13 protein-coding genes are annotated in these 15,275 nt (G+C 46.8%); 8 read left to right on the top strand and 5 right to left on the bottom strand.

The features are described from left to right. The first annotated feature begins 27 nt into the window (after window positions 1-27). The 5 genes from ACODJP_RS04360 (at window position 28) to ACODJP_RS04340 (ending at window position 6,290) form a co-directional block, all read left to right on the top strand. The gene (locus tag ACODJP_RS04360; RefSeq protein ID WP_422478876.1) at window positions 28-456 is read left to right on the top strand and encodes a hypothetical protein; all 429 of its coding nucleotides are present in this window, start codon (window positions 28-30) and stop codon (window positions 454-456) included. A 91-nt stretch (window positions 457-547) separates the two neighbouring features. Next, window positions 548-1,867 (top strand): TolC family protein, encoded by a 1,320-nt coding sequence (locus tag ACODJP_RS04355; protein WP_422478874.1) that lies wholly within the window; start codon window positions 548-550, stop codon window positions 1,865-1,867. 23 nt (window positions 1,868-1,890) lie between these two features. Next, entirely contained in the window at window positions 1,891-2,838 is a 948-nt protein-coding gene (locus ACODJP_RS04350; RefSeq protein WP_422478872.1) for an efflux RND transporter periplasmic adaptor subunit, read from the top strand. Between the two features lie 16 nt (window positions 2,839-2,854). Beyond that, window positions 2,855-6,025 (top strand): efflux RND transporter permease subunit, encoded by a 3,171-nt coding sequence (locus ACODJP_RS04345; protein ID WP_422478870.1) that lies wholly within the window; start codon window positions 2,855-2,857, stop codon window positions 6,023-6,025. Next, window positions 6,018-6,290 (top strand): PG0541 family transporter-associated protein, encoded by a 273-nt coding sequence (locus tag ACODJP_RS04340; protein WP_422478868.1) that lies wholly within the window; start codon window positions 6,018-6,020, stop codon window positions 6,288-6,290. The genes ACODJP_RS04345 and ACODJP_RS04340 overlap by 8 nt, the downstream gene beginning before the upstream one ends. Here the strand turns inward: ACODJP_RS04340 and speB are convergent. Genes speB through speA form a run of 4 tightly spaced genes read right to left on the bottom strand, consistent with a single transcriptional unit; the run spans window position 6,244 to window position 11,458 of the window. Then, window positions 6,244-7,158 carry an agmatinase gene (speB, locus tag ACODJP_RS04335; protein ID WP_422478866.1) on the bottom strand — a complete coding sequence of 305 codons (915 nt, stop codon included), beginning with the start codon at window positions 7,156-7,158 and terminating at the stop codon, window positions 6,244-6,246. The two genes, ACODJP_RS04340 and speB, sit on opposite strands and share 47 nt — an antisense overlap. A 10-nt stretch (window positions 7,159-7,168) precedes the next feature. Next, the gene (nspC, locus tag ACODJP_RS04330) at window positions 7,169-8,308 is read right to left on the bottom strand and encodes a carboxynorspermidine decarboxylase (RefSeq protein ID WP_422478864.1); all 1,140 of its coding nucleotides are present in this window, start codon (window positions 8,306-8,308) and stop codon (window positions 7,169-7,171) included. A 3-nt stretch (window positions 8,309-8,311) separates the two neighbouring features. After that, window positions 8,312-9,520 (bottom strand): saccharopine dehydrogenase family protein, encoded by a 1,209-nt coding sequence (locus ACODJP_RS04325; protein ID WP_422478862.1) that lies wholly within the window; start codon window positions 9,518-9,520, stop codon window positions 8,312-8,314. Between the two features lie 18 nt (window positions 9,521-9,538). Next, a complete protein-coding gene (speA, locus tag ACODJP_RS04320; protein ID WP_422478860.1) occupies window positions 9,539-11,458 on the bottom strand; it encodes a biosynthetic arginine decarboxylase in 1,920 nt (639 codons plus the stop codon). A 122-nt stretch (window positions 11,459-11,580) separates the two neighbouring features. On the opposite strand from speA, the gene ACODJP_RS04315 reads away from it, so the two are divergent. Beyond that, window positions 11,581-12,144 carry a nitroreductase family protein gene (locus ACODJP_RS04315; RefSeq protein WP_422478858.1) on the top strand — a complete coding sequence of 188 codons (564 nt, stop codon included), beginning with the start codon at window positions 11,581-11,583 and terminating at the stop codon, window positions 12,142-12,144. 87 nt (window positions 12,145-12,231) lie between these two features. Here the strand turns inward: ACODJP_RS04315 and ACODJP_RS04310 are convergent, their stop codons facing one another. Further along, entirely contained in the window at window positions 12,232-13,221 is a 990-nt protein-coding gene (locus tag ACODJP_RS04310; protein WP_422478856.1) for a tocopherol cyclase family protein, read from the bottom strand. A 570-nt stretch (window positions 13,222-13,791) separates the two neighbouring features. Here ACODJP_RS04310 and ACODJP_RS04305 point away from each other — a divergent pair. Both ACODJP_RS04305 and ACODJP_RS04300 read left to right on the top strand, forming a co-directional pair. Beyond that, window positions 13,792-14,919, top strand: coding sequence for an aminotransferase class I/II-fold pyridoxal phosphate-dependent enzyme (locus ACODJP_RS04305; protein ID WP_422478854.1), 1,128 nt, complete (start codon window positions 13,792-13,794; stop codon window positions 14,917-14,919). Further along, window positions 14,903-15,208 carry a hypothetical protein gene (locus ACODJP_RS04300; protein WP_422478852.1) on the top strand — a complete coding sequence of 102 codons (306 nt, stop codon included), beginning with the start codon at window positions 14,903-14,905 and terminating at the stop codon, window positions 15,206-15,208. Before ACODJP_RS04305 ends, ACODJP_RS04300 begins: the two co-directional genes overlap by 17 nt. Window positions 15,209-15,275: the final 67 nt, after the last annotated feature.

The raw sequence follows: 15,275 nt of genomic DNA, 5'->3' as shown, positions 1-15,275 counted from the left end.
CGCACAAAAATCAGGAGGCTTAGTATTATGGATGCATTGCTTAAGAAACCAGTTTTGTTGACTATAGGATTGGTAGTCGTACTTATTGTTATCCTCTTAATCTCTGGGGCGAACACCACGATGAATATTTTCGCCATCGTAGTTATTTTGGCTTTGATCGCTATGGTGTGGTTCAAATATTTACAGGAGAAGAATAGCAAAGACAGTTCTCCGGTCATCCCTCATGTCGAAGAAAGTGCTCCATTGAATGCTGAACCAGAAAAACAAGAGAAGACAGCCTTTCCTGAAGAGGATGAAGACATTCGTACAAAAACTGGTAGCCCCTGTGAAAAAGCAGGCGTATATGTTTGTAAGGACCACCCAAAGAGAACGGTAACCATGAAAGAGGGCAACCGCTTTCCTCCTTGTAGAGGTATAAAGAAAGGCCATTCAACAGTTTGGATTCTTAAAGAATAATGTAAAATCAGAAAAGTGTTTCATAATGGATACATTTCAATTGCTCCTTAATTATTGATTAAATTGCGAGTAAGTTTTACTGTAATTCATTATGAAAACTTTGCATTATCTTTACGCACTTCTTTTTCTATCGTGTTGTGCGATTTCGACCATACAGGCAGCTGAAATAACTGTAACACTCCCTGAAGCCATTGAGATGGCTCGTAAGAACAACATCAATCTTCAGTCGAGTGCGATTGACCTAAAGGGTGCCCAACGGGATGTAGATACCGCGTGGAATATTTTTCTACCCTCGGTTAACGCAACACTGAGTAATAGTGGTTCAGCAGTTGTTTTTCAGGATAATCCTATAATCAAAGCAGGAACCAATGGTAATAATGGTATTTCCGCAGGTTTATCTGTCCAGTTCCAATTGAATCCCGCTCTAAAGAACCAACTCGATTCCCATGGCTTAAACTATTCGATCCAACAGGTTTCCTACCAGCAGGCAATTTCGGAAGTTGAGCGAAATGTCACAAAGCTTTTCTACTATCTGTTAGCTGAAACGACCAACTTGGAACTCCAAGAGAAGAATATTGCATTAGCTGAAAAACAGTATGGGAAGGCTTTGGTAAACTTTGAAAGTGGTTATGCCTCTGAGATCGAAGTTCTTTCTGCCCAGTTGAGTGTTGAGCAACTTCGACCCTCTTTACAACAAAGCGAGAATGCCTATGAAGGTCAGCTGTTGGCATTCAAGGTGCTTCTTGGCCTCCCGCTCGAAGCAGAGGTTGCCGTGGAGGGTGAGTTGCCAGATGTAGAGCTCTCAACATCGGTTAATGATTTGAAGAAAAACATCGAAACTACCTATAGTATGGATTTAATGAGATTGAATCGGGAGGCTATGCAAAATTCCATGGCGCTCCAGAAGAAGGTTGACTTGATGCCTTCACTCATGCTTCAAGCCCAATATGGTTTAAACTTATGGAATTCGAGTACTAAAGATAGGTTCAACGAAATCTTTTCAGATTCTGCAACATATACCGTCTCCGTTTCCATACCACTCGATGGCCATATACCCGGAAGCCGAACCCAAGTCTCTCTGGCCAAAATAGAAGACAATCTAGCCAAACTAGAGCTCAATCGCCAACAAACGAAAGTACAGTTGGAACAGTCGATCATCACCCAGGTGAATACCCTGCAGAACCTAAAGGATCAGATGCAGGTAGCAAAGGCCAATCTGGAACTTGCACAGCGTGTATACCAGATGTACCTAACGCAGTATGAAGCTGGATATACCGACAACCTTACCGTAGAGGACGCACAGCAAGATGTGTTCTCCGTAGAACAGCAAATCGTCTATCTGCATTACCAGTATGCGAGTGCCTTGGTTGACCTCGCTTACGATCTGCAAATCGATATAGAACAATTGTAGTCGATACAAAGGAGTTTGCTTTTATGAGCAATCAACAGAAACCAAAAAAGAGCCGCATAGGCCTTATCATTATCTTGATTCTTATAGTCGCGGCGATTGTTGTCGCCGTAATCAATCCGTTTGAGAATTTATCCCAACTTCTTCCCGGTCAGGCCGAGAGTACTATTGAAGTAGAGGATGGAGCAAGCATACTCTCGGTAAGCGTTCACCCTGTAGAGAGAGACGACCTGCGCTCGTATATAAAAGCGAACGGAAATGTTGTTGATACCAAGACTGTGGATGTATATCCAGAGGTGGCGGGAAAACTCTCCTTCATTGATGTGCAAGTGGGAGATATTCTTACCGTCGATCAGGAATTCGCAAGAATCGACCCTTCACGACCGGGCATGAATTTTAGGGAGACTGTGGTGAAATCACCAGTGGATGGAACCGTTCTTGCTGTCAATTTTGCTTACGGAGCATCGGTATCGCCTCAAGCTGCATTGATCCGCCTTGGTATGCTCGATAGTCTGGAAGTCGAAGTAGCCATTGCCGAACGTCATATCGGACAGGTCGGTATCGGGACAGAGGCTACAGCTGAATTCAAAGCATATCCCGGGGAGCAGTTTTCCGGGACAGTGACACGATTGAGTCCCGTTTTGGATCCAGTGACAAGGACACGTGAAATTGGCATAACCTTGGATGATCCGGAGAAATTGATTAAGCCAGGTATGTTTCCCTCTGTAATCATCTATACCGAGAAAGTGGAAGATGCGATTGTAGTTGAAAGATCCAGCATTCTCTATGACGGTAACCAGGCCTACGTATACGTTGTAGATGAAAGCAATATTGCTAAGAGAAACGATATCACCCTAGGTCTTGTCGTGGATGAGAAGGCGGAGGTGGTCGAAGGCTTGGCCACAGGCACTATGGTCGTTGTTCAGGGACAGACATTGGTTACTGACGGAGCCTCTGTCCGGATTGTAGATTGAGTAAAGGGGATAGTACATGAGTCTTACCCATACCATTGTCCATAGACCTACCACCATCATAGTCATTTATATCCTGTTAACAGCACTTGCCCTCGTGGTTCTTCCCAACCTAGCGGTCGAGTTGTTTCCCGAGATTAATCTTCCCATGGTTGTCGTTTTCACCTCATACAGTGGGGCAAGTCCAGAAACAATGGAGGAGACGGTTACCAAGAGGATAGAGGGGGTAATCTCCAATGTCGGGGGAATCAATACCTTGACCTCCACATCTTCGGAAGGGTTCAGCATGGTGATGATACAGTTCGATTACGGTACAGATCTGGATGAAGCCACCCGATCAATCGATGACAACCTGAATCTCATAAACGACATTCTCCCCGATGGAGCATCGGCCCCAACTATTTTTAAGCTGAATACCAATATGATGCCTGTGATGAATATTGCGGTAATCGGTCGCTCTGGCCAGAGCGCCAACGATTTGCGACGCGTAGCACAGGATATCGTGCAGACCCGACTCGATCGTGTGTCCGGTGTCTCTACAACATCGGTCAGTGGTGGGCAGGATGCCTTTGTGAAGGTTGCTGTTGACCAGAATAGGTTGGAAGCCTATGGTGTGACCTTGTCACAGGTAGCACAGGTCCTCAATCCACAGAATTATCAGATCGGAAGTGGAACGATTACCGAAGGAAATATCGATTACCTCGTACGAACAAATGCCGAATTCACTAATCTGGATGAGATACGACAAACCATGGTGACTGCTGTACCGCAGATGAATGCCATGGGACAGGTCATTAATACAGCAGTGGTGACTGTAGGCGATCTGGCAGAGGTCTCCTTTGCATATAAGGAGGCGGAAAGCCAAGTCTATATAAACGGTGAACCGGGAGTATATATCTCTGTCTCCAAAGAGTCGGATGCGAACAGTGTCCAGGTAGCTGAAGCAGTACGAGAGGCGATTGCTGAATTGGAGAACGATCTTCCCGGATCTATCGGCCTTTATGTAACGGTAGATACCACAACAATGATCGACAGTACCATTAACACCGTCTATCAATCTCTCCTCTACGGAGTAGCTTTGGTCATGGTGGTGTTGTTCATCTTCCTCAGAAGCCTAAAGTCGACCTTTATCATCGGCATATCGATTCCTATATCGATGCTCATTACAGTTCTGGTAATGTTCTTCCTCGATTATTCTCTGAATCTGATGACACTCACCGGTCTTATACTTGGTCTTGGAATGACCGTCGACAGTTCGATCGTAGTGTTGGAAAATATTTTCCGATACCGAGAGCGTGGTTCCAAATTAAAGACCGCCGCATTGTTGGGGACAAAGGAGATGATTGTGGCGATTGCCGCATCGACCCTTACCACGGTATGTGTTTTTGTTCCCATTGTCCTCTTACGTAACAATCTGGAGATGTTGGGAGAGATCTTAACTCCTATGGCAGGTACGATCATCATCTCTCTGTTATCGTCTCTTGTAGTCTCAGTTACACTCATTCCAGTACTTACCAGTAGCTATGTGAAGATCTATACCAGGAAACAGAAGCCGCTCAGGCTCCGATTACTGCGTTGGATGGACTTCGGTATGGAATGGGCTTTCGAAGCCTTAGATAGGGGCTACAAACGTGTCCTAGCTGTATGTATCGATTACAAATGGCTCACCGTACTTTTTGTTGCGATCATTTTAGTAATCACATTCCAGGCGTTCAATGCCATGAATACCACATTGTATCCCACCATGAGCGAAACAAGCGTTTCTCTCCAAGTAACCTTACCTCAAGGTACGACCTTGGGAGCCACAGAGGCGGTATTGCGTGAAATTGAAGCCCATGCGAGAGAGGATATCCAAGGATTCAAGGATATCATTGTGACTACCGGTGGGGGAGGAATCTTCGGCAATGGAGGTACCAACAGTGGATCGATCCAGATAACGTTGGCTGAAGGTGATGACCAGATAGACGATATGCAGACGATCCAAGAGAAGCTGAGAGTCTATTTCGGTGGTTATCCTGCAGCATCATTCTCTTTCTCCTCCATGTCTATGGGATTAGGGAATATGAACCCTGTGGATGTGATCGTGAAGTCTGATGATTTACATGTCGCAGCTGCAACTGCACAAGAGATTCGGGATCTGATCGCTGAGAATCTGCCTCAGGTCACCGAAGTCAGGACCGACTTCGATGAAGGTCTTCCCCAGATGGAGATAGAGATCGACCGTGAACGTGCCTATGCCTATGGTTTGACTATGCAGGGCATCGCAGCAGAGGTGAGCAATAGCATTAACGGAATCACCGCTACACAGCTTAAAGCTGATGGAAGTGAGACCGATGTCATTGTGATGTTGCGACAGGAGGATCGTTCGGAACAGGTGGATCTGGAAAAGATTTTCGTAAGAAGCAGTACCGGACAGCGTGTCGCCCTCTCCAATTTCGCCTCCATCAGTCGGTCTACCGGTCCAGTCTCGATTAATCGGGAGGATGAGATGCGATCCGTCCACGTTGTCGGAGGTTTGGCAGATGGCTATTCGTCATCCGAGGCTGAAACCGCTATTCGAACGTTGATAGATGATAATCTGATCCATGATGATTCGGTATTCATAGAATTCGGTGGAGATTTTGCCGATATGAATGCGATGTTCCGGCATGTGGGTATCATCCTCGCATTGGCCGTCGTCCTCGTATTTGGTGTTATGGCTAGTCTCTTCGAATCATTTAGAAATCCGTTTATCATCTTGCTCTCCATGCCGCTCATGCTTATCGGTATCGTTGGCATATATCTGATCACTGGTGAAGCCTTCAGTCTGATTTCGGCTATCGGTACGGTTATTCTTGCAGGTATTGTGGTAAACAACGGAATCGTATTGATCGAGTATATCAATCTTCTGAGAAGGAGGGGGATGGATATCAGGACTGCGTGTATAGAGGCTGGTGGAAGCCGTCTGAAACCGATATTGATGACCAGTCTCACAACTATTTTCGGTATGGTCCCTTTGGCTTTCTTCGGAGGCCAAGGCGCCGAACAGATCCAGCCGATCGGACAGACCATCATTGGTGGTATGGCTGTTAGTACTGTGATGACCATTTTCCTCACTCCGACGCTCTACAGGCTGTTCAACCGTGACAAGGTAAAACGGGATATCGAGAATATCGCCAATCTGGTGGAAGAGGAGGCCTACGATGCGTAGAGTGGAAATTATGGCAGCCCAAGCGGTACAACAGGATATCTTGGATGCATTCGCCCTCTTCGAAGTGCCTGCACATTACACGATAATCCCTACCGCCCATGGTTGGGGAAATACGACGCCCAAGCTTGGCGATGCGGTATGGCCAGAGGAGAACTTTCTATTGATCATGTATTGCGAGGATCACGTTGTTCAGTTGATTGAGCGGGCGTTGGACTTGGTCAAGAAGAAATACGATCATGAGGGTATCGGTTTCTTTGTGCTATAAGCCCCATGAGAAAGTAGGTGAGTTTGGCTGCCGTATAATCACAATGGTGCAAGAGTCCGACCGGTGCCAGTTCAACAACATCGGCACCTAGTATCGTGCGTCCTTCGGTCAGTCGATAAAGTAGTTCTATAGCATCCCACCAAAAAAGACCGCCCGGGTCGGGGGTTCCAGTTGCACCCATGAGAGAGGCATCGAAACCGTCGACATCGAAGGTAATGTAGAGGTTTTTCGGGAAATCCGACGGTAGTCCAATTTGTGAAAGACCTTGATCCATTCTTGTGAGACGATAGATTTCGGAGGCATCATGATGCGATACTCCATAGGTCTCTCTTGCTCGTAACTCCTCTTCAGAAAAGTTCCTTATTCCTACCTGATGCAGCCGGATTCCACGTTCGACCGCTCTTCGCATGACACAGGCATGACTATCGGGTGTACCCTCATAGGTATCGCGTAAATCCATATGAGCATCGAACTGGAGTATTCCTACCGAATCGGTAACTCCTTCAGCCACCATGTGCTCAATTGCTCCATTGGTGATGCTGTGTTCTCCTCCTAAAAGGATCGGTACTCCTTGCTGATCTCTTACCTTTCTCATGAGCGTTGCAGTAGCTGAAAAGATCTCTTTCGGGGATTGCATGGGCGAACAATCGATAGCGGTGTGGGTGTGTATTCCAAGATCTCCTGGACTTCCCAGACCTTCCACCAATCGTTCCAGTTGGGAGGATGCTGCGATGATGGCAGCCGGCCCATTGGAGGTCCCGCCTTTGTAGGAGACAGTTCTCTCTAACGGTACCGAAATGATGTGAAAACGTGCATCTTTACTCGTTGTCTGGGGGAATTCTGATTCGAGAAAGCACGGATGCCGCATGTATGTCTCCTTATGAAAGTCGATATTTGTAGTTTTCGTAAGAGAAACGTTTTACTACACGGTAAGCGCCTTCTTCGAAAATAGCGATATCGGGAAGAGCTATCCCATTGAACATGGTTGTCTTGACCATGGTGTAGTGCATCATATCTTCAAACACTATCCTATCGCCGACTTGAGGAAGATTTTTGCAGATGTATTGGCCGACCCAATCTCCTGCAAGACAAGAGCTACCACCAAACTGGATTATCTGTTCATCATTAGCTGGTTTCTCATTAGCTTGGCGTATTCTCATTCCCCGCACTCGTGGCGTGTAGGGCATTTCCAGACAATCGGGCATATGGGCTGCGAATGATGTGTCCATCATGATCGATATGACCCCTTCATTCTCTACGATATCGAGAACCTCGGAGACTAATACCCCCGTTTCCCAGACGAAAGCAGCCCCTGGCTCAAGGATCAACTCGAGATGAGGATGGCGTTCATGGAAGTCGGTGAGTGTCTTGACCAGAAGGTTCTGGTTATAACCGTTACGGGTAACCAGGTGTCCTCCTCCCAGATTCAACCATGCGATATCCTCCAACAGATGTCCGTAGAGTCGTTCAATCTGTCCTAGGGTTCCTTGTAACTCTTCAGCTCCACTCTCGCAGAGGTTATGGGAGTGCAGTCCACTGATACCTTTAGGAAGGCTCTGTAGTTGGGATGCCGGAATTCCGAGTCGGGAGCCTGGGATACAAGGATTGTAGAGAGCGGTTTCTACGGTGGAATATTCGGGGTTGATGCGCAAGCCGGCTTTTGCCCTGCCAAGCCCGGTTTTATGGCGCTCGTACTGGGCTATACTGTTGAATGTGATGTGCTTAGCGATAGCTGCTATGAAGGGAAATTCCCGCGGATTGTAGGCTGGGCAATAGGCATGCACCTCACCAAAGTATTCTCCCGCCAACCGTGCCTCATTGAGTGAACTCGCGGTAGCACCAGAGGCGACCTTTGCGATCTCCTCGAATACTTCATACATGGCGAAGCCTTTGAGCGCAAGGAGAAAGCGCGCTGGAATGCGCTGTTGCAAGCTATCGATGAGTGCGAGGTTTTGTTTAAATCGATCGTACTCCAAGACGAATGCCGGAGTCCGTTCCACCATGGAACTATCTAGCATCGGCTACTCCTTGTGGTCAAAAGCGAGTTCTCCATCAATTTCGATCTCCCAAGGAAGGCCCAGTTTTCCCAATAGTTCCATGAACGGGTCGGGATCGAACTGTTCCATATTCCACACTCCTGGCTCAAGCCAAGTCCCGAGCGCCATCAGCCGTGCTCCTATTGAGGCGGGAACTCCGGTTGTGTAAGAGACAGCCTGTGCTTTGGTGTCCCGGTATGCCTCCTGGTGGCTACAGTTGTTGTAGATATAGACGGTACGTTCTTTACCATCCTTTATTCCCCGTAGCTGCACTCCGATACTGGTCTCTCCCTGATATCCCTCTCCAAGCGATGACGGTTCGGGAAGGACGGCTTTGAGGAATTGGAGCGGCTGGATCTGCATTCCTTGGAACTCGATGGGTTCGATACTGGTCATTCCCACATTCTGCAGTACCTGGAGGTGGGTGATGTATTGTTGTCCGAAGGTCATCCAAAAGCGAGCTTGTTTGATCGTGGGGAAGTGCTGTACCAGCGATTCGAGTTCCTCGTGATATAACAGGTATGACGGGCGTGCTCCGATTTGTGGGTATTCGATATCCTGGTGGATTTCTAAGGGTTTTGTCTTTATCCATGTGCCATCCTTCCAATAGCGCCCGTTCTGGGTAATCTCTCGGATGTTGATCTCGGGGTTGAAGTTTGTTGCGAAGGCTTTCCCATGGTCTCCAGCATTGCAATCTACGATATCGAGGTAGTGGATCTCATCGAAGTAGTGTTTTGCTGCATAGGCTGTGAATACATTGGTCACACCGGGGTCGAATCCACTTCCTAACAATGCGGTAAGTCCTGCTTTTTCGAATCGATCCTGATATGCCCACTGCCAAGAATACTCAAATTCAGCTTTATCCTTCGGTTCGTAGTTCGCGGTATCGAGGTAATGGATCTTTGTCTGTAGACAGGCCTGCATGATCGGTAGGTCTTGGTAGGGAAGGGCAACATTGATTAATAGGTCGGCTTTGAACTGCTTGATTAAGGTGACCATTTCTTCAACCGAATCGGCATCTACTGCGGCGGTCTTCATGGGTACCGGACCTGCTTCTGCGGCTATGGCATCGCACTTTGCTACGGTCCTACTGGCAAGGAGGATCTCTTCGTAGATATCGTCCATTCTTGCACACTTTTTTGCCACGACATTGCCGACTCCTCCGGCTCCAATTATGATTAGTCTTTTTTTCATACGCTTTTCCATTGTCGGTCAATCCTCCTGGTCGGTTTCGTAATAGGTGTATCCTCGCAATCCTGCGGTATAGGTGGTGATTATTTTTCTTCGTTGCTGGGGAGATATTCTTCCATCCCGTACTGCCGATTCGGCCTTATCTTTGATAAGCGCTTCCAATTTCTTTGGTTCATACTCTACATAGCTGAGTACATCGGCGACGGTATCGCCATCGAGTTCATTGTGGAGTTTGAACGTGCCGCTTTCGTCATAGGTTACGCTCACCACATTCGTATCTCCAAACAGGTTGTGCAGATCGCCGAGGGTTTCTTGGTAGGCTCCTACGAGAAATACGCCGAGTACGTAGTCGTCATCTTCAGGTGGTGCATGCAGCTCTAAGGTGTTCTGGATTTCCGATCTGCCAATGAATTCATCGATCTTCCCTTCGCAATCGCACGTAATGTCGCTGAGTATTGCATGACGAGTTGGTCTTTGATCGAGCAGATGGACTGGCATGATGGGGAAGAGTTGGTTTATTGCCCACACGTCGGGTAGTGATTGGAAGACGCTGAAGTTTCCATAGTAGATATCGGAGAGTTGGTGATCTAGGTTCATCAATTCGGGTGGTAGGTACTCTTGTCCTTTTGCTATTTCGGATATCTGTGCCATGATGGTCCAATACAGGTGTTCGGCGGCTGCTCTTTCGCGCATATCGACTTTTCCATAGAGGAATTTATTTCTGATCTCTTCGCGGTAGTAGTTCAGGTCGTTCAGGCATTCCTGGGTGTTCTTTTCATTGAGCATGTTCTTCACATACCGTAGGTTGTCCAATGCGGGCATCGGTTTTCCACTTTGGGTGTCCATGGGGTCGTAATCCATATTCGGTCGGAATACGTTGGTGTCCAATATGTTCATCAGCAATACGGAGTAGTAAGCTACGAGGGCTCTTCCCGATTCACTGATGATGGTAGGGTGAGGGATCTTTGTCTCGTTACAGATAGTCATGATCTCTTCAACCACATCGTCGCAGTATTCTTTCATGGAATAGTTCCTGCTGTTGCTGGAATTGCTGCTGCTGCCGTCGTAGTCTATGGCTAATCCTCCACCAATGTCGAGCAAGCCCATGGGTGCGCCCTCTTTTATCAGTCCGGCATAAAATCGGGAAGCTTCGGTCGCTCCTATGCGGATGTCGTGGATATTGGGGATCTGGGAGCCGAGGTGGTAGTGTAGGAGTTTCAGGCAGTCGAGCATTCCGGCTTCACGCAATTGGTCTACGACTTGTATGATCTGGGTGGTATTCAGGCCGAAGGAGCTTCTGTCGCCTCCGCTATCGGTCCAGTGTCCGCTTGCGACGGTCGAGGGTTTCATTCGGACGCCGATATTGGGTGTTATGTTGAGTTCTTTGGCTCTCTCTATGATTACGGTGACTTCTCCCGGCATTTCCACTACCAATACAGTCTGGATGCCGAGGAGTATTCCACGTAGGGCTAGGTCTATGTATTCTTCGTCTTTGTATCCGTTGCAGATGAGGTAGGCTTCGGGGTCATCCATGTAGGCTAGTGCGGCGATCAGTTCGGCTTTGCTGCCGGTTTCCAAGCCGTGGTGGTATTGTTTGCCGAAGTGGCAGATCTCTTCTATGACTTGTTGTTGTTGGTTTACCTTTATGGGATATACTCCGCGGTATACTCCTTGGTAGCCTGCTTCTGTTATGGATTGGGAGAAGCTTTCGTTGATGTATTTGATTCGGTCATCAAGGATGTCGCTGAATCGTAGCAATACGGGGAGTTTCATTCCTCTTTCTTGTAGTCCGCTCGCTATCTGTTTCAGGCTGATGGATGATTCGTTCGATTTTCCTTTCAATCGGACGTGTACTTCTCCGTCGTCATCGATATGAAAGTAGCCGTTTCCCCATTCGTCTATGCGGTAGAGTTCGTTGGCGTCTTCAATTGTCCAGTTCATACTTCCTCCAAGGTGCCAGGTTAAGTATATCAGTAACTGGCACGAATCGAAATAGGTGCCGATGAGCGAATTTTGCTGTATATTGTACATAATACAAATATGGAAAACAGGAGTAGAATCCCATGGCAATGCTACAAGCGATTGAGAAGAGAAGGGCTTACCGGGCAATCGGTCCAGAATCGGTTTCCGCCGATGTACTGAAGAGGTTGATTGAAGCTGCCCATACTGCGCCGTCGAGTGCCAACAACCAACCATGGAGAATGGTTACGGTAACCGACAAGAAGCAGCTGGAAGCACTAAAAGAGACGCTCTCGAAAGGAAATTATTGGGCTTTAGAGGCACCTGTGATTACTGCATTCGTGACCCATCCCGATTGGAGTATGCGTATTGGTGGTAGGGATCTCGCTTTTTTTGAACTAGGAATGGCGGCTATGGCATATCAGCTACAAGCGGTTGAAGAGGGCCTCTATGTACATCCAATCGTAGGCTTCAATGCCGATAAGGCTAAAGAGGTTCTTGGAATCGATGCTGAGTATGTCCTAGAGATCATGATGGTGGTTGGCCATCCTGGGGACATCGGATCCCTCAACGACAAACATAGAGAGAGTGAACTCTCATCCCGTATTAGAAAGCCCATTGATAAAATTGCCGAATACGATCAGTGGAGTGGCAATCTGGTACCTTAATCAGAAAAATCGAACATTATTATTGGTTTTGGTATCTACAAGACCCCTAGTTTCACATCAGTCTAACCGGGGGTTCTCTTCTTTGCTTTATATGCGGATTTCGTTGGTTCCAGAACTAATATACGGTGCCAGGCACAGCTCAATTCCGGCATGGCTACCTGTTTCTTGAATGATGGTAAAGCCTTTCCGATGGTCGATTACTTCCAAGTAGATAGACCCCTTTATGCTTTCTTGGATTTTGCGGTCCATCTTTCCTTGGCGTGGAGCTGCTAAATGGGCTGTTGGCCCCAGTTCTGCGAGAAACCGTATTGTATATTTCTTATCCTTTACTACTACCTCGGATTGTTTCCCATCGTTTTGAAGTTTTACGATCTTTGCGCCTGTATAGGTTCCGAATTGGATCAGACGGCCCTCTACGAATACGAAACCGAGGAAGCCTGTGAAGGTTTTTCCAAGGAATGGAATATTGGCTACCGATAGCATACACGCGTTTCCTTTAGAGGGGAAACAATTCGACTGCATCCATATCCAAGAACTGGGAAATGATGTTCCCCAATCCTTTTCAATGTATCCATCTCCTTGAGACCAATCGATCAGATCTCCATTCAAAAACAATGTTCCTTGTAGCGAGTGATGCATTGATACTACACCATGGAAGCATTCCATGAATGGGACATACGCATACCAGCCCATGATTCCAGGTTTCGTGATGGTAACCGGGTATGCTTTGATATTTTCATGGTTGACCTGTCCGGCAAGGCTAAGGTCCTCTGTTTCAATGTGAAGGGAGATGGAGTTGGTCGTGAAATGGTTCTCTCCAATTCTAATATCCAAGTTTCTCTTGTCGGCATGGAAGCTCTCGAAGGGGTAGGTAATGTACCAGCTTTTTTGTGAAGCACTACTGTAAACTTGGATGAACGCATGCCTATTCTTTCCCTCAGATTCCAAAGAGATTCCGGGAATGATAGCGAGTACTTGTCCATCTTTTACCATTTTAAAGTACCAGCCCTCGAAATAGGCCTTATTCTTTTTCCTTCCTTGGAACACAGGCGGATGAAATAGTGTGTATAGACTCATCAAGCCTCCCCTCTGGTGTTTTACGTAGGTTATACCATGGATGAGTATGAGGAGGTAGTAAAAAGTAAATCATTCGAAACACTGGCTCCAGTATGCGGATGAGGATTGATGTAAACAGAGGGTTTATCATGATTCTGTTATCACGTAAAATCAACAGTACCCGGTACCTGATAGGAGGAGGATTTTGGGTATACATAAGACAAGGGGTTTTCTCTATCGAGTTGCTCGAATACTTGGTGATATTCAAGCAGTCTCTTCGGGGAGTCCTAGAAAAATGGCGAAACGTGCAGGTAGGAAGGTCGTAGGTAGGGGTTTTGGGAAATTCATGAGACGACTTTTCAAATAGATTGGCCCGAATCCAATGTAAATTTATTGCTATGATAGGTAAATAATAGTTAAGAGCAATAGATTGATGTGAAGGTGTTTCATTAAAGAAACTAGAAGGGTTTATCATCTGCCAACTATCACTTAAAATGGAGATCAATACCATAGATATCGCTTTAGAGGCCGTTTACCACGGTCCCAAATCTGATATTTGGTACCAGGCACCTTGGTTTAAAGGAGGATTACGTGCGGAATTTTGAACTTGAGGTTTATTTAGCGCAGTGGGAATTTCGTGCTCGATATCATATGACAGCTTCCGATATCGAGAGTATGAGTATAGCACAGTTATTGGAAATGGCCTCGGTAGAACAAAAGGCTACTCTTGACGATCTTTGGCTCGGTTATACCGAGACTCTCGGTTCTCCAGCACTACGTGAAGAGATAGCCCATACATATGACGAGATCAATGCAAAGGACATCCTCTGCTTCGCTGGTGCCGAAGAGGGACTCTATACTGCAATGAAGGTGCTTCTGGACAAAGAGGATCACGCGATTGTGGTAGTTCCCAATTATCAGGCCTCGGAGACTATACCGATGGAGAGCTGTGAGGTTACCGGAGTAGCTCTCAGACCGGAGGATGGATGGCAACTGGATATCGATGAAATCAGAAATTCTCTACGGCCGAATACGAAATTGATATCGATCAACTTTCCACACAATCCCACCGGTGTCATCTTGGAGCGAAATCGATTAGATGACTTGGTGAATCTTTGCAGAGAACGAGGTCTCTACTTGTTCAGCGATGAGGTCTATCGACTTATTGAACGGGATTCTTCATTGCGGTTGCCTCAAGTCGCGGATATTTACGAAAAGGGGCTTTCGCTCAATGTCATGTCCAAAGCCTATGGATTGCCAGGCTTGCGAATCGGATGGATTGCTACCAAGGACCATAAACTTCTCGAGCGAATGGAACGGTATAAACACTACCTCTCGATCTGCAATTCTGCTCCAAGTGAATTTCTTGCGACTATTGCATTGAAAGCTAGGGATCGCATTCTTGAACGAAATAGAGCCCTTGTGGATCATAATGCCCAACTACTTGATGCTTTTTTTACGGAGTTTTCCGAGCTATTTTCATGGAAACGTCCTGACGGTGGTTGTGTTGGGTACCCTCTTTACAAAGGATTAGAGGGCGCTGACGCTTTCTGTGAGGATCTTCTCAAAAATAGCGGGGTACTGTTGCTTCCACCAAAAGTCTATCGTTCTCCGCTTGCCGAATCTCCAATAGATCGTTTTAGGATTGGTTTTGGGCGTAAGAACATGGAAGAAGGCCTGGAAGTCTTCCGACGGTACCTACATGGCGACCGTGGATAGTACTACTCGTGATTTGATACGTAAATCTTTGGGATCGACTCTACATAAGCTTACCAAAGCATCCAAAAGTGTGGGTGAGAAAAATAAGAACACAAGTCTTGTCAATAAAAGAAGAGATGCGATACGTATTGGATTAGAAAGTCTTGAGAATGAATGGGGAAATAAGGGTTTCGACTACCCTGCAGATATGTTGATATCTGCGAAGGATGAACTACAGCGCATGCTTTGCTCCGTTGAAAGTCACTTGATGCGGGTTAAGGAGGGCAGTGCGCAAAAGACGGCTCAGTGAGTTTTTCTGGGGTTGGGGGGGAAGAGCAGGTGAAATAGATATGGAAATGGCAGGTCCAATCCTGTAG

Source organism: Pleomorphochaeta sp. DL1XJH-081, assembly GCF_049310885.1.
Taxonomy (GTDB): domain Bacteria; phylum Spirochaetota; class Spirochaetia; order Sphaerochaetales; family Sphaerochaetaceae; genus CAYZJV01.
The sequence above is the reverse complement of the archived record's forward strand: the minus strand, read 5'-3'. Positions and strand labels throughout refer to the sequence as shown.